The organism is Pseudomonas sp. LBUM1668 (genome assembly GCF_059695715.1).
The window spans coordinates 2278232-2303848 of the sequence record NZ_CP166787.1; the positions used below are offsets into that span (position 1 = coordinate 2278232).

Consider the following 25617-nt stretch of genomic DNA (forward strand, 5'->3'; position numbering starts at 1 on the left):
GGCAAGGCAGGCGTCAAGATCAAAACGTGGTGGGTTGTGGGCGCTGGTTTTTCAGTTCACGCATGGCCTGACAGCGCCAGGCAAAAGGGTTGATGCCTTCGCTGCGGGTGAACATATGGCAGAAATGCGCCTGATCGCAGAAACCGCATTCCAGGCTGATTTGCGTCAGACTCAGGCCAGTGTGCTGGATCAGCAGTTTGGCGCGGGCGATGCGTTGGGTGCGGATCCAGTCTTGCGGCGAGAGCCCGGTGCTGCACTTGAATGCCCGGGAGAAGTGGCTGCGTGACAGTGAGCAGGCTTGCGCCAGTTCGGTGACTTCCAGGCTTTCGCCGAGGCGTTCGAGGATGAGTTGTTTGACGCGTCGTTCGCGTTGCGGGCTGAGTCCGCCGATCCCGCTTTTGCGCGGTTCGCTGGCAGGGGCGAGGGCGACGGTGAGGTGTAATTGAGCCATGGCCAATGTCCGTGTCGGTGGGGAAGGCACGGTCAGCGCTCTCCCTCAATCAAAAAAACAACGCTGCGCAGAGGCATTCATTGTTGAGTGGGGCGCTGTGACTGACGAGTTAATCGTTGTTAATTTCGCGCTGGCGCGGCGTTTACAGCGCCATTGATCGGGTAAAGTGCGTAGCACTTGCGTGTGGCTGGCCATAGAAGGAAACCGAGCCGATGAACCGTAACGATCTGCGTCGCGTCGACATGAACCTGTTGGTGATTTTCGAAGCGCTGATGTTCGAAAAGAACCTGACCCGCGTCGCCGAAAAACTGTTCATGGGCCAACCGGCGGTGAGTGCGGCGCTCGGGCGTCTGCGTGACCTGTTCGATGATCCGTTGCTGCTGCGCAACGGTCGCGGCATGGAACCGACCGCTCGCGCCCTGGCGATCCTCAAGGAACTGCAACCGGCGATGGATGTGATTTCCGGGGCCGTCAGTCGCGCCAAAGAGTTCGAACCGTCGAGCAGTTGCGACGTGTTCCGCATCGGTCTGTCAGACGATGCCGAGTTCGGTCTGTTTCCACCGCTGTTGCGCCAGTTGCAGCAAGAGGCGCCGGGCATCGTCGTGGTGGTGCGGCGTGCCAATTACCTGCTGATGCCGGCCCTGCTGGCCTCCGGAGAAATCTCCGTCGGCGTCAGCTACACCACGGATCTGCCCGCCAACGCCAAACGCAAGAAACTGCGCGACATTCCCTGCAAAGTCCTGCGCGGCGATGATCGCCCGGGGCCGCTGACTCTGGACGAGTATTGCGAGCGGCCGCACGCAATGGTGTCGTTCTCTGGCGACTTGAGCGGCAATATCGACCTCGACCTGGCCAAGCTTGGCCGCTCGCGCCGTGTGGTTCTTGGCGTGCCGCAGTTCAGCGGCTTGCGCGCCTTGCTCGCCGGCACCGAAATGATCGCCACCGTACCGGATTACGCCGCGTGTGCATTGGTCGAGGGCTGTGGCCTGCGCGCCGAAGACCCGCCGTTCCCGATTGATGCCGCGCAATTGTCGATGGCCTGGAGCGGTGTGCACGACAACGATCCGGCCGAAAAATGGCTCAGGGCGCAGATCAGTAAGTTCATGTCGGCAGCGCTGGACATCCCCTCAATCTGAAACAACCCAAAACCCTGTAGGAGCTGCCGAAGGCTGCGATCTTTTGATCTTTTTTTCAAACCAAAGTCAAAAGATCGCAGCCTGCGGCAGCTCCTACAGGAGTTGTCGAAAGTGAGCACACCCATCCAATTTCCTCGCGCCCGGCATCGGCATTATTCAGGCCAATGACATTTCAAGGGTCGGGTCATGAACGCTTCACAATGCGATGAACGGGCGGGCGACGTCGGTTTGCTGTTCCTGCGGGTCAGCGGCGGGTTGTTTCTGCTTTGCGTGCACGGCATGCCCAAGTTGCTCGACTTCACAGCGCAACTGCAACTGATCGAAGACCCGTTCCACCTCGGTGCCCACCTCACATTGATCCTGGCGATCTTCGCCGAAGTCCTCTGTCCGCTACTGATCGTCGCCGGGGTGCTGGCGCGATTGGCCTGCTTGCCTATTCTCTTTGTGCTGCTGGTGGCCTTGCTGATCGTGCATCCGCAATGGAGTGTGGCTGAAGGGCAGTTCGGCTGGCTGCTGTTAATCCTCTTTACCACTGTATTCATCGCCGGGCCCGGACGGCTGGCGCTCAATACTTGTCTGCCCGGAGTGCTGCGTTATGCCTGAAGTCCTGAGTCCAACAGCACCGGGGGCCGGTGAGACCGTCACGCTGATCGTCAAGCACCGGGTCAAGGCCGGGTTTGAAAAGCCCTATGAAGCCTGGCTGCGCAATATTGTCCGGGTGGCGGGGCTGCGCGAAGGGCATCTGGGCGTTGACGTTGTGCGCGGCAAGCTGGCGGGACTCGACGCGTACACCTGCGTTTTGCGTTTTAGTTCGACCGAAGCCATGCAAACGTGGCTGGAGTCGCCGCAGCGCCAGGCGCTGGTCGACGAAGCCGCGCCAATGCTGGCCGATGGCGACCAGATCGAAGTCGCCCCAATCAACGAATTCTGGTTCGCCCCGCTGGCCGATGCCGCCGCGCCGCCGCCGCGCTGGAAGCAAGCGGTCGTGACCCTGTTGGTGATTTTTCCGCACACCCTGCTGGTGCCGCTGATCTGGGGGCCGCTACTCGGGTTGCATCCACTGCTTTCCAACTACGTGGTCGCCACGTTCCTGATCACCCTGACCATCGTGCTGTCGGTGGTCTACGTATTCATGCCCCGCGTGACCCGTTTGTTCGCGCCCTGGCTGGAAGCCGGTCAGGCCCATGCCCACGTCGAACCCACAGAACACCCGTCACGCTGAAGCCCATTCATTTTTTGTCGAAGGAACTGCGATGAGCGCCGATCTGATTCTGTTCAATGGCCAATTTCATACCGTAGACCGCACTAAGCCGCTGGCCAGCGCGGTGGCGATCAAGGACGGCCGCTTCGTGGTCGTTGGTAACGACACGCAAGCCATGGCCCTGCGCGGTCCGGGCACGCAAGTCGTCGATTTGCACGGCCGCTGCGTCATTCCCGGCCTCAACGACTCGCACTTGCACCTGATTCGTGGCGGTTTGAACTACAACCTCGAACTGCGCTGGGAAGGCGTGCCATCGCTGGCCGATGCCTTGCGCATGCTCAAGGAGCAAGCCGACCGCACGCCGATCCCGCAATGGGTGCGCGTGGTGGGGGGCTGGAACGAATTCCAGTTCGCCGAAAAACGCATGCCGACCCTCGAAGAGATCAATCAGGCCGCGCCGGACACCCCGGTGTTTATCCTGCATTTGTACGACCGCGCGCTGCTCAACCGCGCCGCATTGCGCGTGGCCGGCTACACCCGTGATACGCCGAACCCGCCGGGTGGTGAGATCGTCCGCGATGCCAACGGCAACCCGACCGGCATGCTGGTGGCCAAACCCAACGCAATGATTTTGTACTCGACCCTGGCCAAGGGGCCGAAGCTGCCGCTGGAATATCAGGTCAACTCGACGCGTCAGTTCATGCGCGAACTCAATCGCCTCGGCCTGACCAGTGCGATCGATGCCGGCGGCGGTTTTCAGAATTATCCGGACGATTATCAGGTGATCGAACAACTGGCCAAGGACGACCAGTTGACCGTGCGCATCGCCTACAACCTGTTCACTCAAAAGCCGAAAGAAGAACTCACCGATTTCCAGAACTGGACCGGCAGCGTCAAGTTGCATCAGGGCGATGATTTCCTGCGGCACAACGGCGCCGGCGAAATGCTGGTGTTCTCGGCGGCGGACTTCGAAGATTTCCTCGAGCCACGCCCGGACCTGCCGCAGACCATGGAGCAGGAATTGGAGCCGGTGGTGCGCCACCTCGTCGAACAGCGTTGGCCGTTCCGCTTGCACGCCACTTACAACGAATCCATCAGCCGCATGCTCGACGTGTTCGAGAAGGTCAACCGTGACATTCCGTTCAACGGTTTGCCGTGGTTCTTCGACCATGCCGAAACCATCACCCCGCAGAACATCGAACGGGTCAAAGCGCTGGGCGGCGGTATCGCGATTCAGGATCGCATGGCGTTCCAGGGCGAGTATTTCGTCGACCGTTACGGTGCAAAAGCCGCCGAAGCCACGCCACCCATCAAGCGCATGCTGGCCGAAGGCGTGCCGGTCGGCGCCGGCACCGACGCCACGCGGGTGTCCAGCTACAACCCGTGGACCTCGCTGTACTGGATGGTCAGCGGTCGCACCGTCGGCGGGCTGGCACTTTACGAAGAAGGTTTGCCACGCACCACCGCGCTGGAATTGTTCACCCACGGCAGCGCCTGGTTCTCCTCCGAACAGGGCAAGAAGGGCCAGATCAAGGTCGGGCAACTGGCAGATCTGGTGGCGTTGAGTGCGGACTTCTTCCACGTTGAGGAAGAAGCGATCAAGTGGATTGAGTCGGTGCTGACCGTGGTTGGCGGCAAGATCGTCTACGCCGCTGGCGACTTCCAGGACCTCGGGCCGGCCAGCGTGCCGGTGCTGCCGGACTGGTCGCCCGTGGTCAAAGTCCCGGGTCACTGGCGGCCGAATTCGCCGTTGCAGGCGCAAGTGCACCAGTGCAGCGGCCCCTGTGGCGTGCACTCGCACAGCCATGAAAAAGCGCGTTTGTCGAATGCGCCGGTCAGTGACTTCGCCGGTTTCTGGGGCGCGTTCGGTTGCTCCTGCTTCGCCTTCTGATCTCTTTCAAAAGCGTCGGCCATGCGGTCGGCGCTTCACGCAACATCCATCCGTCCATCAAGGAGTTTCCCCATGAGCGTTCCTTACACACGTTTGAACAAAGACGATGCGGTTGTGCTGTTGGTCGATCATCAGACCGGCCTGATCTCGCTGGTGCAGGATTTTTCGCCGAACGAGTTCAAGAACAACGTGCTGGCGCTGGGCGACATCGCCAAGTTCTTCAAACTGCCGACCATCCTCACCACCAGCTTCGACGCCGGCCCCAACGGCCCGATCGTGCCTGAGCTGCTGGAGCAATTCCCGGACGCGCCGTTCATTCAACGTCCAGGCCAGATCAACGCCTGGGACAACGAAGATTTCGTCAAGGCGATCAAGGCAACCGGTCGCAAGCAACTGATCATCGCCGGTGTGGTGACTGACGTGTGCGTGGCATTCCCGACCCTGTCGGCGATTGCTGAAGGCTTTGAAGTGTTCGTGGTAACGGATTCGTCCGGCACCTTCAACACCACCGTGCAGCAAGCAGCGTGGGCGCGGATGTCGGCGGCCGGTGCGCACCTGATGAACTGGTTCTCGGTAGCCTGCGAGCTGCAGGGTGACTGGCGCAACGACATGGAAGGCCTGGCGAATCTGCTGTCCAATCGCCTGCCGAACTATCGCAACCTGATCAACAGCTATACCAAGTTCACTGCCAAGTAAGAAGATCAAAAGATCGCAGCCTGCGGCAGCTCCTACATTTGGAATGCGTTCCTCTGTAGGAGCTGCCGCAGGCTGCGATCTTTTGCTTTAACGCTTCTGCAACCAGCCCAGAAACCCACCTTTTCTGACCGGTGCCGCTTTGGCCAACAACGCCAGTTGACTGCTCTGCTGCCGTACGGCCTGCAATTTGTTCAGCGCCGTCCCCACCTCTCTGCGCTTTTCCATGCACTGGCGCGTGAGGGTCTTGTCGAGACGGTAGATGATCGAAGACGTCAGCGCCGTAAACGTCGCCTGCGAAGGTGTGTCCGCCAGAATGCTTTGCTCACCCATGACCTCGCTCGGCCCCATGCGCCCGGCTTCAGTCTGGTCAGCGCCATCCGGCACAGTCGCACTGACTACCCCTGTGGCGATCACAAACAGACTGTCCGGCACTTCATTCAAATCAAGCACGACCTGGCCGGCGCTGTACTGCTGCGCGACCATCGATTCTGCCAGTCGGTCGCGTTCATCAGGACTCAGCGAACGGAAGATCTTCACTTCATCGAGCAGTGCGCGGGCGCGGGTCGTAGGCTCGATCACGCCGTCCGGATGCCGCGAAATTCCGGCAGCCTCAAGATGCCGATGAGCAAGGTCGAACAGTTGATTGCGCACTTCGCTTTTCTTGCCCAGCTCGGCAATAAAACCGCTGGCCACGTATTCGGACATTTCCTCACCGGCTTCTTTCAACACCACTTTCGGCGCCGGCGACAACAGCAGGCTGCTGCTGCCTTGCAGCGTGCGATCGAGGGCATCCAGTACGCGGCGCGGGCGAATGTGGTTGGGGACTTTGATGCTGATCGACACACCGTGCATGTTGTTCGGGCGACTGAGATTGACGATCTTGGCCTTGGCCGCCACCGAGTTCGGCACCACGGCCATGGTGCCGGCACTGGTCAGCAAGTGCGTGGCGCGCCAGTCGATGTCGAGCACCTTGCCCTCGACGCCGTCGATCACCACGAAGTCGTCGACTTGATACGGTTTTGTGGTGTTGAGCACGATCCCGCTGAACACATCAGCCAAGGTGCTTTGCAGCGCCAGACCGACGACGATGGCGACCACACCGGAGGTTGCGAGCAAGCCTTTGACCGGCAACTCCAGCACGTAACCGGCCGCCGCGACAATCGCGACCAGAAACACCAGCGCACCGATCACGTCCTGCAACAAGCGACCGCTGTGGCCGATGCGGCGCATCAGCACCAGGCCGATCACCTCCGTCAGCACTCGCGCCGCATACAGCCACCAGAGAATGCCCAACGCCGTCGCCCCGAGCTGCGCCACCCGGTCATCGACGAACAGCGGCGCCTGCAAAGGGCTGACACCGGCATTGATGACCAGCGCGCTAAACCCCAGGAACAGCGCCAGCCGCACCCCGACCCGTGGCGCACGATGGGTAAATGGCGTGAAGTGCCAGAGCACGGCGTCAACCACCAGCAGCAGGGCACTCCAGGACAGCAGGTGGGCGAAGAGGAAGGACATTGGGCATTCTCCGAGGCGGATGGGAGTCTGAGGCGAGGGGATTTAGCGAAACGTCGCACCGACCCGTTGGGTTGCGAAGCGACCCCAAAAATCCTTGTATCAACTCAGATTTTTGCCAGTGCTGCGCACTGGATCGGGGATGAATCCCCTCGCCACAAGATCAGGCACAAAAAACGCAGCCCCGGCACGTCCCCTGTAGGAGTTGCCGCAGGCTGCGATCTTTTGCCGTCAAGGCTGCAAGTGAGTCTTGAGTTCAGCCGCCGCCTGACGCACCGCCGCCTTCACCTCAGGAATCTGACTCAGCGGATTGAGCAAACCAAAGTCATGAATCATCCCGTTGTAGCGCACCGACGTCACCGCGACACCGGCAGCATCCAGATGGCGGGCATAACCTTCGCCTTCGTCACGCAGCACGTCGAACTCGGCGGTCTGCACCAGTGCAGCGGGCAGGCCTTTGAGCTGTTCGGCGCTGGCGTTGAGTGGCGAGGCATGGATCTGCGCACGCTCGGCGGGGTTCGTGGTGTAGTTGTCCCAGAACCACTGCATCATGCCTTTGGTGAGGAAGTGGCCCTCGGCAAATTGCTGGTACGAGCCGTCGTCGAATTGCGCGTTGGTCACTGGCCACATCAACAACTGGAAGCGCAGGGCCGGGGTTTTCTGTTCCTTGGCCATCAGCGCGACGACCGCCGCCATGTTGCCGCCGACGCTGTTGCCGGCCACCGCCAGGCGCTTGCCGTCGACGCCGATGTCCTTGCCGTGCTCGGCCACCCATTTTGTGGCGGCGTAAGCCTGGTTGATCGCGGTCGGGTACTGCGCTTCCGGCGACGGCGTGTAATCGACGTACACCGCTACCGCGCCAGAACCCACAACCAGATCACGGATCAGGCGTTGGTGAGTCGGGTAGTCGCCCAGCACCCAGCCGCCGCCGTGGAAGAACATGAATACCGGCAGTTCACCTTTGACCTTGGCCGGACGCACCACTTTCAGGTTGATGGTCTGGCCATCGACCTTGATTGCCTTGTCGCTGACTTCAACACCGGACAGGTCCACTTTCACCGAAGCCTGAGCACCGGTCAGCACTGCACGGGCGTCTTTCGGGCTGAGTTGCTCCAGCGGTTTGCCACCGCCAGCGGCGAGGGCGTCGAGGAAAGCTTGGGTGTTGTGCTCGACACCACTAGTCTCGGCGGCGAAAGCGTTGCCGATGGACAGGGCGAGGAGGGTAGCGGTCAGCGTCTTTTTAATGATCATGTTCAATTCCTTTTTCAAGTGTGTTCGCGATTGGCTTGTGGGTTGGTTTCAACACCGTGGACACAGATTAATAGGGTGCCGTGAAGTGAAAAAGCGGCTATAAAGCGTTTAACTGTCCACCAGAGAGTGACAATGAACCCGTTCGAAGACATGCGTATTTTTTGCCAGGTCATGGACTCCGGCAGCTTCACCGCGGCGGCCGATCAGTTGGGCCTGTCCAAGCAATTCGTCAGCCGCCGCTTGATGCAACTCGAAGACCGCCTCGGCGTGCGTTTGCTCAATCGCTCGACCCGCCGCCTCGACGTTACGCCGCTGGGCCAGAGCTATTACGAATCAGCGCTGCGCCTGCTCGGCGAAGTCGAACAGGTCGAACAAGGCATCGCCGGGCAGACCGCCGAACCTCGCGGCACGATTCGTCTTAGCGCGCCGTTGTCGTTTGCCGTGGCGCATCTCGGTTGCTTGCTGCCGGTGTTTTTGCAGCGCTACCGCGAGGTCACGGTGGAAGTGGATTTGAGCGATCGTCCGGTGGATCTGCTCGGCGAAGGCTACGACCTGGCGCTGCGCATCGGTGTGCTGGAAGACTCGACGCTGATCGCTCGCCGTATCGCCAGCATCGAGCGGGTGTACTGCGCCAGCCCTGCGTACCTGGCCGAACGCGGCACGCCGGTCAAACCGGAAGATCTGCTCGGGCATGACTGCTTGCCGTATGGCCATGGGCGTTCAGTGCAGTGGCGGTTCAACGCGGGGCAGGGCAAACCGCTGCTGGTGAATGTCGCCGGGCGCATGCGCGTCAACAACGGTGAGTTGCTCAGGGATGCGGCGGTGCAGGGGATGGGGATTACCTATCTGCCGACGTTTATTGTTGGCGCGGCGTTGAAAGAGGGGCGATTGGTGGCGGTGCTGGATGATCTGCGGCCAGAGCCGCTGACCTTGTCGGCGGTCTACCCGCAGCACCGTCAGGCCTCACGCCCGGTGCAGGCGTTGGTCGAGTTTCTGCGGGAACGGTTGAATCAGAGCAGCGTCGCCCTTTAAACCGAACGCAAATCAACTGTAGGAGCTGCCGCAGGCTGCGATCCTTTGATCTGGTCTTTAAAAACAAGATCAAAAGATCGCAGCCTGCGGCAGCTCCTACAGGGATTGCGGTGTTTTCAGAATGGTTTAGTTAGTGCGTTTGTCATCGCCTGGTTCGCCACCGACATGCACGCCGCGATCGTCACCGACCTCACCGGCACGGTGTACACCATGATCGTCGCCTGGCTCTGAGTGTGTGCCGCTGCGTCCCGAGGAGGATGCGGAACTGCCGGAGTGTCCGGCGCCCTGACCACCGCTGTCACCGCTGCCACTGTGACCGCCGCCGTCGCCATGGCCGCTGCCTCCACTGCCGCCATGTCCACCACCGTTACCTCCGCTGCCGCCACCGCTTCCTCCATGGCCTCCGCCGCTACCGCCGCCTCCGCTTCCTCCATGGCCGCCGCCGCTGCCGCCACCACCGCTCCCTCCATGGCCGCCGCCGCTGCCGCCACCACCGCTCCCTCCATGGCCACCGCCGCCACTTCCGCCTTCCTTCGCCTGAACACTGGAAATGCCCGACAGGCTGTCTGGAATCATTACCGTAGACGCCGACAGAACCGCGCCGATGGCCATCGCGAGCATGAGCTTTTTAATGTGCATATCGTTCTCCGTTTTGTTGTCTGGGGTGGGAACGTGGATGTGCTTTGTTGCGATTGATCCGACCCGTTCCCGCGGTCAGTGAATGCTGGAAGCCAGTTCGAAAATCGGGATGTACATCAGGATCACGATCACCCCGATCAGCAGGCCGATGAAGGTCATCAACAGCGGTTCGAACAACCTCACGAACCACTCGATCCAGCGGCTGATTTCTTCGTCGTAGAAGTCGGCGCTGCGTTCCATCATTTGCCCCAGGTTGCCGGATTGTTCACCGGCGCGCAGCAGGCGTAGAGACACCGGTGTCACTAGACGATTGAGCTCCAGCGCGGTGGACAGCGACTGTCCCTCGCGCACGCGTTCGCAGGCCTGATCGAGCCGCGCCCGTGACGCTACAGTGAGCAAGCCGCGCACCATGCCCATGGCAGTCACCAGTGGAATCCCGCCTTGCAGCAGAATCCCCAGCGAACGGTAAAAACGCGCCAGTTCATACATGAAAATTCGTTGGTGCACGGCGGGCAGTTTCTCCACCAGTCGATCCAGCCCACGGCGAAACCCAGGTTGTTTCTGCACCACGGCGAGGGCGGTGACGATCGCCGCCAACCCGCCAAAAAACTCCAACTGATGCGCGTGCAGAAACAGGCCGCCGCTCATCAGGATCTGCGACAGCCACGGCAGATTCGAGCCCAGTCCTTCGAACACCAGACTGAAGCGCGGCACCACGTAGCCCATCAGAAACAACACCACACCCCCGCCGACCACCAGCAACAGCAACGGGTAGATCGAGGCGCTGACGATCTTCTGCCGCACCTCGTCCATGCGTTGGCGGTAGCTGACGTAACGGCCCAACGCCTCGCCGACCGCGCCGGTCTTCTCGCTGGACTGCACCAGCGCCACGTACAGCGGTGGAAACACTGCCGACAACTGACCGAGGGTCTGCGAGAAGGATTTGCCTTCATACAGCAGGCGCACCAGTTCACTCAGGGTTTTGCGCGCAGCGGGGGCGGTTTCTTTTTCAGCGAGGCTTTCCAGCGCATCGATCAACGGCAGGCCGGCATTGAGCAGGGTGGTCAGCTCCTGGCTGAACAGCACCAGATTGAACGTTTCGCGCTGACGCAGGCGCAACGAGCGCCAGTGTTTTTCGGCATGCAGGCTGAGCACACGCAAGCCTTGATCCTCGGCAATGTGCCGCGCTTCGCTATGCCCCGGCGCCTCGATACTCAAGGAAACCACGCCCGCCTTGCCGACGGCTTTCAAATGAAATCGCATGGGCCGCGCTCCACTTACTGCCAGTTGGTCACTTCGGCGTTTTCGCCTTCACCGCCGGGTTGGCCGTCCTTGCCCATCGACAGCAAGTCGTACTCGCTGTTTTCGCCGGGGTAGCGGTAGGCGTAGCTGCGGCCCCAGGGATCCTGCGGGAGTTTTTTCTGCAAGTACGGGCCGGTCCATTTCGCCTCGTCACTCGGCGCAGCCACCAAGGCTTGCAAGCCTTGTTCGGTGGACGGGTAGTGGCCGACTTCCAGGCGATACAGATCCAGCGCCTTGCTCAGGCCTTCGATCTGCGCCTTGGCCACTTTCACTTCCGAGCGGCCAAGTTGAGCGAAGTATTTCGGCGCGACGATCCCGGCCAACAGGCCGAGCACCACCAGCACCACGAGCAATTCGAGCAGGGTGAAACCGCGTTGGGCACGCGGACGAAAATGCAGCTTCATGATGACCTCCCGTGAGTGGCAGTCGAGTCGCCTGAAGGGTCTATGCAATTGCCATGCTCAGCCTCGACAAAATTCGTCTGATGGCCGCAAGCCCTTGCATTACGGGGTTTTCACGAGTCGGCACAGTGCTTGCGTATGGCTCAAACGTGATCGGCCATTGGGGCATTTCCCCCAATTTATCGGGGTCGGTCCGGGGAGGCCCGACATGAAATTTCTGACTGGCGGATTGCTCGGTTGTGTACTGCTGAGCGGTGCCGCGCAAGCCGATGTATTCATCTCCGTGGACGCCAAGGGCAGCTATGTTCTGTCCAATGTGCATCGTCCCGGACGCACTTATGAACGGGTGATTCACGAGGCGCAAGCGCCCCTGGTCAGCCTTGATCAGCAGCCGCAAATGATCGCCAGACAGCCCTACGCGGAACTGGTCTCGGCGGCGGCCAAGGTCAATCAATTACCTGAAGCGCTGCTGCACGCGGTGATCAACGCCGAGTCGCGTTACAACCCCGGCGCCACCTCACCCAAAGGAGCGGGCGGGCTCATGCAATTGATGCCGGCCACCGCGCGGGAAATGGGCGTGACCGACGTCTACGACCCCAAGGCCAACATCCAGGGCGGGGCCAAATATCTCAAGCGCCTGATGACCCTGTTCGACAACGACATCACCCTCGCCGTGGCGGCTTACAACGCCGGGCCTGATGCGGTGCTCAGCCGGGGACGGGTGATCCCGCCGTTCGCCGAAACCCAGCGTTACGTGCCCAGCGTATTGCGCCAGTACCGGCGCTTGCAGGGGCTGGCCGTGGACGCGCCGTTGTAAAGGATGTCCCCGGTTTCCCCCACTATCGGGGCAATCCCGGCAAGCGCGAAGAGTGGGGAATCGGGTGGGGAATATCCCCCGGAATCTCAAGTGATTTAAGTAGACGATTGAAAACAAACGGATTTTTTTGTGGCACGCGGATTGCTCCAAGGGTTTTGTCGAGCATCGTTCCCTGCGAGCACCCATTTCGAGGTTTCTGATCATGGCCGGCCTTCATTCCGCTCCGTCCCTCATCAAACTGCTGCTGTTGCTGGCCCCGATGCTCAGCGTCGACGTGGTCAGCGCGGCGGTGCGCTGCGAACGAAACCTGGTGGCCAACGTCGTGGCGTTCGATCAGCCGCTGATGTTCAACCGCCTCGGCGCGCAGAACGCCAACGGCATGATGTTCGCGCTGCGCCGCGACGTGGTCGATGACCACGACGTCTCGCTGGCTTTCGGCGGCGCGGCAGTGCCGGGCAAAGTCTCGTTGCGCGCCGACAAGCGTCCACGGCCACTGGTGTTGCGCGTAGCCGCCGGGGATTGCCTGACGATCAATCTGCAGAACCTGCTCGACTATCAGGCCAACCCGAACAAGCACTTCGAAGTCGAGGGTGAAGAGGAAGGCGAAGACGGCGTACAGAACGCCAATGCCGGCGAACAATTCAAGGTCGATGAGCAGGTCGCCGACCGCCACGTCGGGTTCCAGGTCAACGGCCTGCAAGCGGTGAACAGCATCGACGATATTTCTTCGTACACCGGCCGCAACGCCAATAGCCTGGTGGTGCCGGGGGCCAGCCGTTCCTATACGTTGTTCGCCGAACGCGAAGGCGCGTTTGCCGTCAGCAGCCGTGGCGCAACTTTCGGTGGCGAGGGCGCCGCGGGTAACGTTGCCAATGGCCTGTTCGGTCAAGTGGTCGTGGTGCCGAAGGGCGGCCGCACTTACCGCAATACGCTTACTGAAGAAGAAATGCGTCTGGCGACTTCGGGGCGCACGCCGGCCGGTCATCCGATCGTCGATTACCAGGCGCGCTACCCGCAGCGCGAACCGTGGCTGCGCGAAGGCAAGGCCGGCACACCGATCATCAATATGGTCGATGGCAACGAAATCATCTCCAGCGAAAGCGATGCCATCGTGATGGGCAGCAACGCTGACGGCAGCTTTCCAGCCAGCACTTATCCGCTGGAGTCGGTGGGCAAACGCAACCCGGCGATCCCCAATCGACTGGAGCCGTTCCGCGATTTTGCCTCGCAGTTCCAGGACGAAACCGCTGCGACTCAAGCCTTTCCTGCCTACTGGGCCGACCCGGTGATGGCGCATGTGCTGGAGCCGACTCGCGACTCGTTCATGATCAACTACGGCTCCGGCGGCATGGGCGCGGAAGTGGTCGCCAACCGGTTGGGCGTGGGGCCGATGCACGACTGCCTGTCTTGCGCCTACGAAGAATTCTTCCTCAGCTCGCACACCGTCGGTGACGTGGCGATGCTGGTCGACGTACCGGCCAACGCCGGGCTTGAGAACATCGCGCCGGGGCAGATCCCGCGCGCCGATCAGATTGGCGTGAAAGCGACCATGGCCCTGTATCCGTCTGAACCATCCAACGTCAACCACAGCTACATCGGGGACTTCGTCAAATTCCGCAACACCCATAACGGTCATGAGCAGCACATTTTCCACCTGCACGGCCATCAGTGGTTGTTCAATCCCAATGACGACAACTCCGATTACGTCGACGCCCAAGGCATCGGCCCGGGCGCCGGTTACACCTATGAAATCGCCAACGGCGGTTCGGGCAATCGCAATCGGGTCGCCGGTGATGCGATCTATCACTGCCACTTCTACCCGCACTTCGCGCAGGGCATGTGGGCCATGTGGCGCGTGCACGACGTCTTTGAAGAAGGCACTCGCCTGGAAGTCTCGCAGCAAGGTGAAGACGGCTATCACAGCGAACCGTTCGCCTTGCGCAGCGGCAAACCGGCAGCGGGTGCACGCGCCTTGCCGGACGGTGAAATCATCGCCGGCACGCCGATCCCGGCCATTGTGCCGCTGCCCGGCAAAGCCATGGCGCCGATGCCCGGCAAAGTAGTGGTGGTGCCGAAAATCGGCGAAACCCTGATTGCCGGCAATGACGACGAAGAGGAAGAAGAGGGCGACGACGGCGAACATCACGGCGGCAACGCGGCTGGCCAAGCCATCGGTTCGCTGGCGCTGGTGGACCGCAGCGAAGCCAACCGCAACGCTGACGGCACATTGAAAAACCCTGGCTACCCATTCTGGATCGGCGGCATGGAAAGTTCGGTCGGCCAACGCCCACCCACTCCACCGCTGGACATGCTTGACGCCGCCACCGCACAAGCACTCAAGGCCAGCGGCAAAGCGCTGTGGGCCAACCTCGATCCTGCGCAATCGGGCGGCTGGGACGGCGGTTTGCAGCGCCACACCCTGGACGGCGTATCCGCTGGTGGCGAGGCGAACACCGTGACCACTTCGCTGGATTTCTCCAAGGAAGTCACTCGCGCCAAGCCCATTTATCTGCCGGAAGAAGGCACCGAAGTCGAGCAATCGGCGATGGCCTTCCACGCGAAAAAAGATCACCCAAGCTTTGCCTTGCTGCCCGGCAACCAGGTGGTGGCCAAGGCTTTCCGTACCAACGGCGCCTTGCCGATGGCGGGCGCGCCTTACTACGAACCCTGCATGGATGATCGGGCCAAACGCCTGACCAGCAGCGCCGGCACCGGTGAATTCAACAGCGGCGAACGCATCGACGGCATGTCCTTCACCGGCGCGTCGACCTTTACCGCCGACCGTCCGCGCATCTACAAAGCGGCGAATATTCAGTTCGACGCGGTGTACAACAAGGTTGGCTATCACTTCCCGCAGGCGCGCATTCTGGCGCTGTGGGAAGACGCCTGGCCGGTGATCACCAAGCAGCGTCCGCCAGAGCCGCTGGTAATGCGCATGAACACCTTCGACTGCGTGCAATACCAGCAAACCAACCTGGTGCCGGCCACTTATGAGATGGACGACTATCAGGTGCGTACGCCGACCGACGTGATCGGCCAGCATATTCACCTGCCGAAATGGGACCTGACCTCGGCCGACGGCTCGTCCAATGGCTGGAACTACGAGGATGGCGTGCTCTCACCAGGCGCCGTGCAGGAGCGCATCCACGCGATCCGCGAGTTCAACCAGTGCGAAGGCACCGACCCGCGCGATGGCACGCAAGCATGCCCGAAAGCCAAGGCGCACCCGTTCTTCGGTCAGTACGGACGTAGCGACTGGATGGGCGCACGCACGGCGATGCAACGCTGGTTCGTCGACCCGGTGGTCAATGCCAAAGGCGTTGATCGCGGCCTCGGCACCATCTTCACCCACGACCACCTCGGCCCATCGACGCACCAACAGATCGGGCTGTACGCCACCGTGCTCGCGGAACCTGCCGGTTCTACCTGGTTCCACGCCGAAACCGGCGAGCCTCTGTACAGCGGCGCACGTCAGGACGGCGGGCCGACTTCGTGGCAAGCGGTGATCAACACCGGCGACCTCGACGGCGACGGCAAGAACGACAGCTTCCGCGAGTTCTTCCTCGAATACAGTGACTTCCAGCACGCCTATGAAGCCGGCGTGTATGTAGGCGCCGGGCCGAACGGCGTGCCGAACGCGCAAAGCTTCCCGGCCACGGCCGACAGCTTCCGCTACGCGATCAACCCGCCGGTGCGCAACAACGCCAGCACCTTGCTCGACGGCATAGTGGAAGTGCAGGGCGGTCAGGTCCCAGGCTGCCCGAGCCGGCCGTGCCCACAGGCGATCTCGGTGGATGACCCAGGCATGTTCGTCGTCAACTATCGCAACGAGCCGCTGGCCCTGCGCGTCTACGACCCCAACAAACTCGGCCCGGACGGCAAGCGCGGCATGCAGGCTGACGGCCTCGGCGGTGATCTTTCATTTGCCATGCACAGCCGCACTGATCGGGCGATTCCGGCGATGAACCTGGCGCCGAACCTGATCACTTCCGCCACCGGCCCAACCGGCGGCACCACGTTGTTCCCACCGCACATCAACAAGGGCGGCGCGGAACCTGGCGATCCGTTCACGCCGATGTTGCGCACTTACACCGGCGACAACGTGCGGCTGCGGGTGCATGCCGGCGGCCACGAAGAGGAACACAACGTCACCCTGCACGGCGTGAAGTGGCTGCAAAGCGGTTCCGGCTTCGGCAGCAGCTCCAACTCGGGCTGGCGCGCCTCGCAGATGATCGGCATCTCCGAGCAGATGGGCTTCATTGCGCCCGTGTCGATGCTGTCCAGTTCGGCGGCTACCACCGGGGATTATCTGTACTCGATGGACGCCTCGATCGAAGGCTATTGGAGCGGCATCTGGGGCGTGATGCGCAACTACACTGCGCAGCGCAGCGACCTGTTCGCCTTGCCGAACAATGCCAAACCGATGGGGATGCGTAACACCGTGGCGTTCGACGGCAGTTGCCCACGAATCAGCGCCAACCCCAACGGCATCGGCACCCGGCCGACTGTGCAGCGCAATTATGAAGTGGTCGCGGCACTGGCCAACGACATCCTCGGCAACTCGCTGGGCCTGACCATCGGAGACCCGGACGGTATCGGCCAGCATGTCGGCGGGCCATTGAATCCGGCGGGCGGCACCCTGGTCCTGAACTCGCGCACCGTGAGCATTCCACAGGTCACGGTGACCGATCCGGAGGATGGCGAAACCATCACCATCGGCGGCCAGAGTGGACCGTTGCATGATCCGACCGCGATTCTGTACGTGCGCAAATCCGACCTCGATGCGGCCACCGGCAAGCTCAAACCCGGTATCCCGGTCGAACCGCTGGTGCTGCGCGCAGCCGCCGGTGACTGCATCAACATCACCCTGGAAAACCGCCTGCCGAGCATGATGCCCGACCTGACCCAGACTGCGGTGATGCAAGGCATGGTCAAACGCGACCGCAACAGCGGCCAGGGTTCGACCACCTTCAGCAATAACCTGATGCGGCCGTCCAGCCATGTTGGCTTGCACGCGCAACTGCTGGCCTATGACATCACCAAATCCGACGGCGTCAACGTCGGTGCCAACCCGATCCAGACCGTGCCACCGAGAGTCGGCAGCAGCGGCGCGTACCCGACCCGTACTTATCAGTACTACGCCGGGCACCTGGAGCGTGAAGGCAAACCGGTGACTCAGTTGGGCCGCAGTGTCGACAACATCAACGCCACGGCCATCGAGTTCGGCGGCTTGAATTTCACGCCGGCTGACGTGATCAAGCAATCGCAAAAAGGCCTGGGCGGCGCGATGAGCATCCTGCCGATCGGCTCTACCTGGGTCGACGATGCGCGCAAGGCCAATGCCACGGTCACCGCGCCGGGGCAAACCGTCTACCGCGACTTTGCGATGGTCTGGCACAAGGCGTTGAACACTCGCTGGGCCAATGGCCGGCCGGTGGAAGGCATTGCCGCCGAGGGCTTCGGCATGCCGACCGATCCGCAGGACAACTCGAGCATGGCCATCAACTACAAGACCGAGCCGATGTGGTATCGCTTCGGCCTTGCCCCGGATGCACCGTTCGGACATGCCGATGGTGCCGGTTATGGCGACATGGTCAACGCGCACATGGCCTACAGCAACGCGCTGGTCGGCGGTGATCCGCAAACGCCGGTGCTTTACGCCAAACCGGGGCAACCGTTCCGTACGCACATTCTGATGCCAACCGGTGGCAGCCGCGGCAGCACCTTCCAGATGGATGGGCACGTGTGGTCGGTCAACCCGTTCCTGGCCGAGAAGAGTGATGTCGGCGGCTATCCGACGGGGACGCCGGGCGTGGGATCGGTGCGCTTCGGTTACAACCCGATGTCGATGTACATCGGCGCCCGTGAAAGCGTGCTGCCGGCGGCGCACTTCAGCTCGATGATCCCGAGCGCCGGGGGCAGCAACGCGATACCGGGTGATTACCTGTTCCGCGACTACGGCGCCTACGGCAACACCTCGGGCCTGTGGGGATTGTTGCGAGTGACCAACGAGCCAGAACCGGCACCGCCTGCGCAGTAGCTGGATGGTGAAGCGGATGCCGCCATCGCTGGCAAGCCAGCTCCCACAGGTTCAAGGGTTACCTGAGAAAGTGCGGGATGAATGCGATTCCTGTGGGAGCCAGCCTGCTGGCGATTGGATCGACGCGGTTTTGGCTGGTGAAGCAGATGCCGCCATCGCTGGCAAGCCAGCTCCCACAGGTTCAGGGGTTGGCAGAGGGAGTGGGGGATGAATGCGATCCCTGTGGGAGCCAGCCTGCTGGCGATTGGAATCGACGCGGTTTTTGCTGGTGAAGCAACTGCCGCCATCGCTGGCAAGCCAGCTCCCACAGGTTCAGTGGTTGGCAGAGGGAGTGGGGGATGAATGCGATCCCTGTAGGAGCCAGCCTGCTGGCGATTGGATCGACGCGGTTTTGGCTGGTGAAGCGGATGCCGCCATCGCTGGCAAGCCAGCTCCCACAGGTTCAGTGGATGCAGGGAGAGTGCGGGATGAATGCGATCCATTGTGGGAGCTGGCTTGCCAGCGATTGGGATCGACGCGGTTTTGGATGGTGAGGCAGATGCCCCCATCGCTGGCAAGCCAGCTCCCACAGGTTCAGGGGTTGGCAGGGAGAGTGCGGGATGAATGCGATCCATTGTGGGAGCTGGCTTGCCAGCGATTGGATCGACACGGTTTTGGATGGTGAAGCAACTGCCGCCATCGCTGGCAAGCCAGCTCCCACATGTTCAGTGGATGCCGGGAAAGTGCGGGATGAACGCTTTCATTGTGGGAGCTGGCTTGCCAGCGATTGGAATCGACGCGGTTTTTGCTGGTGAAGCAACTGCCGCCATCGCTGGCAGGCCAGCTCCCACAGGGGACGGCGGTGTTTTGCAATTAGAGTCAGGGGAGAGCGACATGGACAGGATCATCAATTTCATCGGTGTTTGTACGCTAGCCATCGCAGGCGCTTTGCTGACGCTTGGCGAGGTTGCGCTGGCGCAGACCGAGCCCGGCCAGACCCTGGCCCGCGACGGCGTATCCATCGCCTTCAACCTCCAGCCGCTGGCCAGCGACGGCAAGTTGCGTGAAGGCGAGTTTGCCGACGTGCAGTTCCGTGTCACTGACGGCGTGTCAGGCCAGCCATTGTCCGGCGTGGCGCCGGGGGCGTGGATTGATGCGCAGGCGCTGGCCGCCGATCAGGCCCAGGGCCGCGACCAAAGCTGCAAATCCCGCGTCGGCGTGTACCTCAAATCCAACATCGGCGCGCGGCCACTACTCGACCTCAACAGCTATTTCCTGCTGGTGATGAACCGCGATGCCAGTGTGGCGGTGGTCGACCCCTCAGTATCGGTCGGCGGCATCACCAGCACCCTGGCGCGCATCGAACTCAAGCAGCCGCCGATGGATTGGGTCACGCCCAAAGACAACAAACGCGTGTTCATCTCGATGCCAGCGGCCGGCGAAGTGGCGGTGATCGACAGCGAACAATTCAAAGTCATCGATTCGATCAGCGCCGGCAGCCAACCGGTGCGGGTGGCGCTGCAACCCGATGAACGCCTGCTGTGGGTTGGCAACAACGCCGCCAAACCCAAAGAATCCGGCGTCACTGTGATCGATGCCCAAAGCCTGAAACCGCTCAAACACCTGGCAACCGGCCTCGGTCACCACGAAATCACCTTCAGCAAGGACAGCCGTTTCGCCTTTGTCAGCAATCGCGACGACGGCACCCTGAGCGTGGTCGATGTCGCCAGCCTGAGCATCGTCGAGCAAATCAAGACTGGCTCCAGCCCGCTGTCGGTCGCGTACTCGCCATTGTCCGGCGCGGTGTACGTCGCCGATGGCAAGGACGGCACGGTGACGGTGGTCGACAGTGCCAGCCACAGCGTGCGCCGGGTGATCAAACTGCAACAGGGGCTCGGCCCGATGGGCTTCAGCGCCGACGGGCGTTTCGGTGTGGTGCTCAACACCGTGGAAAACCGCGCGACGGTGATTGATGCCTCCACCGATGCCGCTATCCACGACCTGGACGTGTCCGCTGAACCCTATCAAGTGGTGTTCACCAAGGCCTACGCCTACGTGCGCGGACTGGCCTCGCCAAAAGTCACCATGATCAACCTGGCCTCGCTCGGTGAGGGCCGCCAGCCGATCAGCCAAGGCTTCGAAGCCGGGCCGCAAGCGCCGCGCATGGCCGGTGACTTGCCGCTCGCCTCAAGCCTCGCGGTGTCGCGCGATGACAACGCGGTGTTCGTGGTCAACCCGGTGGACAACACCACCTATTTCTACGCCGAAGGCATGAACGCGCCGATGTCCGGTTACCCCAATCGCGGGCAGATCGCCCGTGCCGCGATGGTCATCGACCGCAGCCTGCGCGAGGTCTCGCCGGGGCTGTACAGCGCGCGAATTAAACTGCCGGCGGCGGGGCGTTTCGACGTGGCATTCCTGCTCAATCAACCGAACATCATCCATTGCTTCACCGCGCAGATCGAACCAGACGGCATGCCGGAAAAACATGTCGGCGTGCCAAAGGTCGAGTTCCTTCTGGACAAGACCGCCGTCGCGCTCAACGACCCCTACGTGGTGCGTTTTCGCATCGTGCAGGGCAAGCAGAAAATCCAGCGCAGCGGCGTCAAGGATGTGCAGTTGCGCTACTTCCTCGCGCCGACTTCACACCCCCGCGAAGTGGCCGCGCAGGAAGTTGCCGATGGCGTGTACGAAGCGCCCGTGACCCTCGACCGCAGCGGCGCCTGGTATTTGCATGTGCGCGCGGCATCGCTGGGTGCCGGGTTCGATGACAAGACATTTGCCAGTGTTCGGGTCACCCCCGGCCAGACTCAGTGAGAGGACATCACCATGAAAGACATCACTTGCCGTGGCTTGCTCAGCCTGTGTCTGCTGGCCGTCAGCGTCCAGCAAGTCCAGGCGCATTCGGCGGATGAACACGCCGGCCACACCGCGCCCGCCAGCAGTACGCAGGAACACGCCCAGGTGAAATTCGCCAACGTGCCGCTGCTCGATCAGAACGGCAAAACCGTGCGTCTGGAGCAAGATCTGGTGCAGGACAAAATCGTCGTCATCAGCTTCATCTACACCAGTTGCACCACGGTCTGCCCGGTGGTCTCGTCGATTATGGGCAAGGTGCAGAAACAGCTCGGTGCGCGGGTTGGCAACGAAGTGCAGTTGGTGTCGATCAGCATCGATCCGCAACGCGACGACCCCAAGCGCTTGCAGGATTACGCCCGCGCGTTCCAGAAAGGCCCGGGCTGGAGCTGGCTGACCGGTTCGCCACAATCGATCAATGAAACCCTCAAGGGTTTGGGCAGTTTCAGCGGCGACTTGAAGAGCCATCAGCCGCTGATCCTCGTCGGCGACGGCAACAGCCGACACTGGATGCGCTACTACGGCTTCACCGACCCGACAGTGCTGGCCAAGGAAGTCGAGAAACTCAGCGGCCAGCGCACTCATGCCAAACACACCGCCATCGCCATGGAGCAACAGCCATGAGAATGCTCGACTGGATTTCTCTGACCGTGTGTTTCTGGGTGTTCAGCAATGTCGCGTTCGCCCACGAGGAGCATGCAACCGAGCCGCCAGCCGCGGTTGCCGCCGCACCCGCCAAGGGTACCCACGACGCGCAAGCCTGGTTCACCGATACGCCGCTGCAAAATCAGCACGGCGAAACCCTGCGTTTTTACAGTGATGCACTGCAAAACCGCGTGGTGCTGCTCAACGTGATTTTCACCAGTTGCAACGACGCCTGCCCTTTGATCACGCGCAAGCTCAAGGAAGTCCGCGAGCTGCTCGGGGACAAGGCCGACGGCATCACCTTCATTTCCCTTACCAGTGATCCGCTGCGCGATACGCCGGCGGTGCTCAAGGCTTACACCTTGAAACAGGGTTCCGATGACCCTCATTGGCTTTTTCTCACCGGCGACAAGGCGCAGATGGATCTGGTGCTGAGCCGTATCGGCCAGATCGTGCCGACGCCTGAGCAACATTCCACACAGTTGATCGTCGGCGATGTCGCCAACAAACGCTGGAGCAAGATTCGCCCCGATGCGCCGGCCGCCGCCATTGCCCAGCGCCTGCAATTGCTGACAATGCCCGTGGCCGGTCGCTGAGCCCGCGCCATGAACAGCGCCCGCGTCCTCGCCCTGATCCTGCTCGCGAGCGTCAGCCTCGGCGCGGCGGCATTGCCGCTGACGCCGGAGGAGGCGGCCGGCAAACGCCTGTACCGTGAAGGTCTGTCGGCCAGCGGTGAAGCGATCATGGCGCGGGTCGGCGCGGCGGATATGTTGCTGCCGGCCACCAGTCTGCCGTGCGCCAATTGTCATGGCGCCGACGGCCTCGGTCGACCCGAAGGCGGGGTGCGTCCGCCGCAGTTGAGTTGGTCGCGACTGACCAGCGCTTACGGCCAGCAACAGGTCAACGGCCGCAACTATCCGGCCTACAACGATGCAAGCCTTGCGACAGTCATTCAACAGGGCCGCGACCCCGGCAACAACCGCCTCGACCCGAGCATGCCGCGCTTTATGCTGTCGATGAAGGATCAGCGCAATCTCACCGCTTACCTCAAACGCCTTGCCGATGAACGCGACCCCGGCCTCGATGCCGAGACCTTGCATCTGGGCACTTTGCTGCCCAGCCAGGGGCCACTGGCCGAGGAGGGCGCGACGGTCGCAGCGGTGCTCAACGGCAGCGTGGCGCGGATCAATGAGGCTGGCGGGATTCACGGCCGGCAACTGCGCCTGACCATCGCCGATCCTGGCGCTGATCGCACCAGTGCCGAACAAGCGCTCAAACGCCTGATCGACGATGAACAAGTGTTTGCCCTGATCGCGCCGATGGCCCCGGCATTGGGCAGCGAACTGGCCCCACGGCTGGAACAGGCTGGCGTGCCGCTGATCGGCACTTTGTCGTTGCTCGGAGCGGTGCAGGCCAGCCCGCAAATTTTCGAGCCGTTGCCGGGCTTGCGTGAACAGTTGATCGCTCTGGCCGATTACGCGACCGCCAGCCTGCGCGTGTTGCAAGGGCCGACACTCATCGCTTATCTCGACGACCCGGCGCAGGCGCAGACAGCCAAAGTGCTTGGCGAGTATTTGCACAGGAACGGCTGGCAGAACGTCCAGATTCAGGCCTACGACCCGACAGGTGACAGCTTGCCGCTGGGCTCGCGCTCGGTGTTCTACCTGGGCAGCGGCGGCGGCTTCAGCCATTTGGCGGCGGGTTTGCAGCGTGCCGGGCAGGTGCCGTATCTGTTCGCGGCGTCGAGCCAGGTGGCCGGGGATCTGTTGAACGTGCCGCAAGGATTTTCACGGCGGGTGTTCCTCGCCTATCCCTTCGTTCCCAGCGACTGGACCCAGACCGGCCGCATGGCCCTGACGCTGCTGCGCGAGCATCAAGGCCTCGGCGCCCAGCATGCGGTGCTGCAAGTCGGCGCATACGCCTCGATGCTGCTGCTCGGCGAAGGCATGAAGCAGGCCGGACGTGACGCCAGCCGCGAGAAACTGGTGGCAGCGCTGGAAGGCCTGCACGACTTCGACACCGGCCTGACCCCGCGCATCAGCTTCGGCCCCGGACGACGTCTGGGCTTGAGCGGCGCACATGTGGTCACCGTGGATTTGCCCGATCAGCGTTTCTATCTGGTTGCACCCTACAAACCGATTGTCGCCAGCCCCTGAATGGAGGCTCTGCTCATGAAGCTCAAGATGCTGTTAATACTGCTGACGTGCTGGTTGCCGATGGCTTTCGCCAGTAATGGTCCGGCGGCTGCGCGGGTCAATGGCGAAGAGATTTCCGAGTTTCGTCTTGAGCGATTTTTTGCTGAATACCTGGAGGATCAGGGCCGCGCAGTGGCGAGCATTCGCAGTCCCAAGGCCTATAAACAGCTGCGTCAGGCCGCACTCGATGCGCTGATCGACAAGGAATTGCTCTGGCAGGAATCACGCAAACGCGGCCTGCAAATCGATGACCAAACGGTGCAGCAGCAAGTCGAGCAAACCCGCCAGGCCATCGGCGGCAACGAACGATTCGTGCGGCGTTTGCAGGATGCCGGTTTCGATGAAGCCTCGTTCACCGAGTACACCCGCCGTGAACTGGCCGCGCAGCAAATGTTCGCCCAACTGATCCGCGCCAACACTTTGCAACCGCGGCACCTGCTGGTTCGGGTCGAACCGCAAGCGGATGCCGCCACAGATGCGGCGGCGCGTCTACGCTTGATGAAGATGCGAGCTTCTATCATTGATGGCGCAATCTTCGCCAGCGATGCGGTACGCTCGCCATTCGGCTGGCATTTGATCTATGTGGCGAACCACTTGGAGGTGGGCGATGTCCCAGATTTGCAGGGGCTTGAAACAGCTCGGACGCAGCGCGCCCGACAGCAACAGACCCAGGCTCGTCGCCAGGTGCTCGCGCAATTACGGGCGCAGAACAGGATTGAACGAACTGACGACGATTGAAGGTTCCCCCCCAACAGTGGGGAATGGCTTCGATGCCCATTCAGGTGCTTCCCCGTTTCTGGGGAACGGGGTACCGGGACGAGCGGGCATTGTCATGAAATTCAAGGACATGAAGACTTAAATTTACCGGCACTCAGCCTGGCATGAAGTGTGCGTTAGCCATTGTAAGGCGCACTTCAGCGGGTTCAGTTTTCGGACTTGCAGGTTTCAAGGAGTCGACCTTGGTTAACAAAGTACTGGTTGTCGAAGACGAACAGCTGCTTGCACAGAACCTGCAGGATTATCTGTCGGCGCAAGGGCTGGACGTCCGGATTGCACATGACGGCGCGACGGGTATCGGCTTGGCCGAGGCGTTCGCTCCCCAAGTGTTGGTGTTCGATTACCGCTTGCCCGATATGGAAGGCTTTGAGGTGCTCGACGCGGTCCGCCAGAACAGGACGTGCCATTTTGTGCTGATAACGGGTCACCCGACCGCTGAAGTCTGTGAGCGGGCGCGGCAACTGGACGTCAGCCACATCCTGTTCAAACCGTTTCCATTGGCGGAACTGGCCCGAGCTGTCTGCGACCTTCTGGGCATCCAGCGCGAAGCGAAACCCGGTGCGAGCCCTTCCGAGGGCTTCGTCGAACGACGCCAGAGCAGGACCGAGAGCTTCCCGTTGCAGTTGTACGATGGCAGTTGGGTGCTGGCGGATCGCCGAAGAAACAGGTTGGCGACCCTGGCACCGGACGACGATCAAATGCTCACCGGGGAGTAATGGCGCGATAGACGTTCCGGCACTCGCCGCAATTGCCTCCCGCGCCGTCAGGGCCTCAAGCCCCGGGTGTTGGAGAGCAA

Annotated in this window: 21 protein-coding genes; 15 read left to right on the plus strand and 6 right to left on the minus strand. The window is 61.8% G+C overall.

All coding sequences use genetic code 11. From position 1 onward, the window contains the following. Positions 1 to 19: 19 nt before the first annotated feature. Positions 20 to 451: a helix-turn-helix domain-containing protein gene (locus ACA061_RS10245; protein ID WP_150602324.1), complete on the minus strand. Its 432-nt coding sequence runs from the start codon at positions 449 to 451 to the stop codon at positions 20 to 22. On the opposite strand from ACA061_RS10245, the gene ACA061_RS10250 reads away from it, so the two are divergent. The 6 genes from ACA061_RS10250 to ycaC all read left to right on the plus strand — a co-directional run bounded on the left by ACA061_RS10250 (position 450) and on the right by ycaC (position 5375). Continuing rightward, complete coding sequence (locus ACA061_RS10250; protein WP_191626412.1) at positions 450 to 608, plus strand: hypothetical protein; 159 nt, start codon at positions 450 to 452, stop codon at positions 606 to 608. The genes ACA061_RS10245 and ACA061_RS10250 overlap by 2 nt on opposite strands. Before the next feature lie 55 nt (positions 609 to 663). Beyond that, positions 664 to 1587, plus strand: a complete 924-nt coding sequence (locus tag ACA061_RS10255; protein ID WP_497301380.1) for a LysR family transcriptional regulator — start codon at positions 664 to 666, stop codon at positions 1585 to 1587. 186 nt (positions 1588 to 1773) lie between these two features. Continuing rightward, positions 1774 to 2190: a DoxX family protein gene (locus ACA061_RS10260; protein WP_497301382.1), complete on the plus strand. Its 417-nt coding sequence runs from the start codon at positions 1774 to 1776 to the stop codon at positions 2188 to 2190. Next, a complete protein-coding gene (locus ACA061_RS10265) occupies positions 2183 to 2809 on the plus strand; it encodes an antibiotic biosynthesis monooxygenase (RefSeq protein ID WP_497301383.1) in 627 nt (208 codons plus the stop codon). Before ACA061_RS10260 ends, ACA061_RS10265 begins: the two co-directional genes overlap by 8 nt. 31 nt (positions 2810 to 2840) lie before the next feature. Then, positions 2841 to 4679 (plus strand): amidohydrolase, encoded by a 1839-nt coding sequence (locus ACA061_RS10270; protein ID WP_497301384.1) that lies wholly within the window; start codon positions 2841 to 2843, stop codon positions 4677 to 4679. Between the two features lie 72 nt (positions 4680 to 4751). Further along, a complete protein-coding gene (gene ycaC / locus ACA061_RS10275) occupies positions 4752 to 5375 on the plus strand; it encodes an isochorismate family cysteine hydrolase YcaC (RefSeq protein WP_150602319.1) in 624 nt (207 codons plus the stop codon). A gap of 87 nt (positions 5376 to 5462) precedes the next feature. On the opposite strand, the gene ACA061_RS10280 is transcribed toward ycaC, so the two are convergent. Further along, complete coding sequence (locus ACA061_RS10280; RefSeq protein WP_497301388.1) at positions 5463 to 6890, minus strand: mechanosensitive ion channel domain-containing protein; 1428 nt, start codon at positions 6888 to 6890, stop codon at positions 5463 to 5465. A 228-nt stretch (positions 6891 to 7118) separates the two neighbouring features. Further along, a complete protein-coding gene (locus ACA061_RS10285) occupies positions 7119 to 8138 on the minus strand; it encodes an alpha/beta hydrolase (RefSeq protein WP_497301390.1) in 1020 nt (339 codons plus the stop codon). Positions 8139 to 8270: 132 nt separating this feature from the next. Between ACA061_RS10285 and ACA061_RS10290 the strand changes: the two genes are divergently transcribed. Continuing rightward, positions 8271 to 9170 carry a LysR family transcriptional regulator gene (locus ACA061_RS10290; protein WP_497301391.1) on the plus strand — a complete coding sequence of 300 codons (900 nt, stop codon included), beginning with the start codon at positions 8271 to 8273 and terminating at the stop codon, positions 9168 to 9170. 126 nt (positions 9171 to 9296) lie between these two features. On the opposite strand, the gene ACA061_RS10295 is transcribed toward ACA061_RS10290, so the two are convergent. The 3 genes from ACA061_RS10295 to gspG form a co-directional block, all read right to left on the minus strand. Then, on the minus strand, positions 9297 to 9809 hold the full coding sequence (locus ACA061_RS10295; protein WP_497301392.1) for a hypothetical protein: 513 nt from the start codon (positions 9807 to 9809) through the stop codon (positions 9297 to 9299). Between the two features lie 75 nt (positions 9810 to 9884). Beyond that, positions 9885 to 11072 carry a type II secretion system F family protein gene (locus ACA061_RS10300; protein ID WP_497301393.1) on the minus strand — a complete coding sequence of 396 codons (1188 nt, stop codon included), beginning with the start codon at positions 11070 to 11072 and terminating at the stop codon, positions 9885 to 9887. Positions 11073 to 11086: 14 nt separating this feature from the next. After that, positions 11087 to 11515 carry a type II secretion system major pseudopilin GspG gene (gspG, locus tag ACA061_RS10305; RefSeq protein ID WP_150602313.1) on the minus strand — a complete coding sequence of 143 codons (429 nt, stop codon included), beginning with the start codon at positions 11513 to 11515 and terminating at the stop codon, positions 11087 to 11089. 205 nt (positions 11516 to 11720) lie between these two features. On the opposite strand from gspG, the gene ACA061_RS10310 reads away from it, so the two are divergent. The 8 genes from ACA061_RS10310 to ACA061_RS10345 all read left to right on the plus strand — a co-directional run bounded on the left by ACA061_RS10310 (position 11721) and on the right by ACA061_RS10345 (position 25537). Beyond that, positions 11721 to 12329: a lytic transglycosylase domain-containing protein gene (locus ACA061_RS10310; RefSeq protein ID WP_150602312.1), complete on the plus strand. Its 609-nt coding sequence runs from the start codon at positions 11721 to 11723 to the stop codon at positions 12327 to 12329. A gap of 202 nt (positions 12330 to 12531) precedes the next feature. Further along, positions 12532 to 18369 carry a manganese-oxidizing multicopper oxidase MnxG gene (mnxG, locus tag ACA061_RS10315; RefSeq protein WP_497301394.1) on the plus strand — a complete coding sequence of 1946 codons (5838 nt, stop codon included), beginning with the start codon at positions 12532 to 12534 and terminating at the stop codon, positions 18367 to 18369. A gap of 873 nt (positions 18370 to 19242) precedes the next feature. Further along, positions 19243 to 21165 carry a YncE family protein gene (locus ACA061_RS10320; RefSeq protein ID WP_497301395.1) on the plus strand — a complete coding sequence of 641 codons (1923 nt, stop codon included), beginning with the start codon at positions 19243 to 19245 and terminating at the stop codon, positions 21163 to 21165. Between the two features lie 12 nt (positions 21166 to 21177). Then, positions 21178 to 21828 (plus strand): SCO family protein, encoded by a 651-nt coding sequence (locus ACA061_RS10325; protein ID WP_210701735.1) that lies wholly within the window; start codon positions 21178 to 21180, stop codon positions 21826 to 21828. After that, positions 21825 to 22445: an SCO family protein gene (locus ACA061_RS10330; RefSeq protein WP_339480839.1), complete on the plus strand. Its 621-nt coding sequence runs from the start codon at positions 21825 to 21827 to the stop codon at positions 22443 to 22445. The genes ACA061_RS10325 and ACA061_RS10330 overlap by 4 nt, the downstream gene beginning before the upstream one ends. 9 nt (positions 22446 to 22454) lie before the next feature. Further along, positions 22455 to 24005 carry an ABC transporter substrate-binding protein gene (locus ACA061_RS10335; RefSeq protein ID WP_497301398.1) on the plus strand — a complete coding sequence of 517 codons (1551 nt, stop codon included), beginning with the start codon at positions 22455 to 22457 and terminating at the stop codon, positions 24003 to 24005. A gap of 15 nt (positions 24006 to 24020) precedes the next feature. Next, positions 24021 to 24782: a SurA N-terminal domain-containing protein gene (locus tag ACA061_RS10340; protein ID WP_497301401.1), complete on the plus strand. Its 762-nt coding sequence runs from the start codon at positions 24021 to 24023 to the stop codon at positions 24780 to 24782. 221 nt (positions 24783 to 25003) lie between these two features. Then, positions 25004 to 25537 carry a response regulator gene (locus ACA061_RS10345; protein WP_150602305.1) on the plus strand — a complete coding sequence of 178 codons (534 nt, stop codon included), beginning with the start codon at positions 25004 to 25006 and terminating at the stop codon, positions 25535 to 25537. The last annotated feature ends 80 nt before the right edge of the window (positions 25538 to 25617 follow it).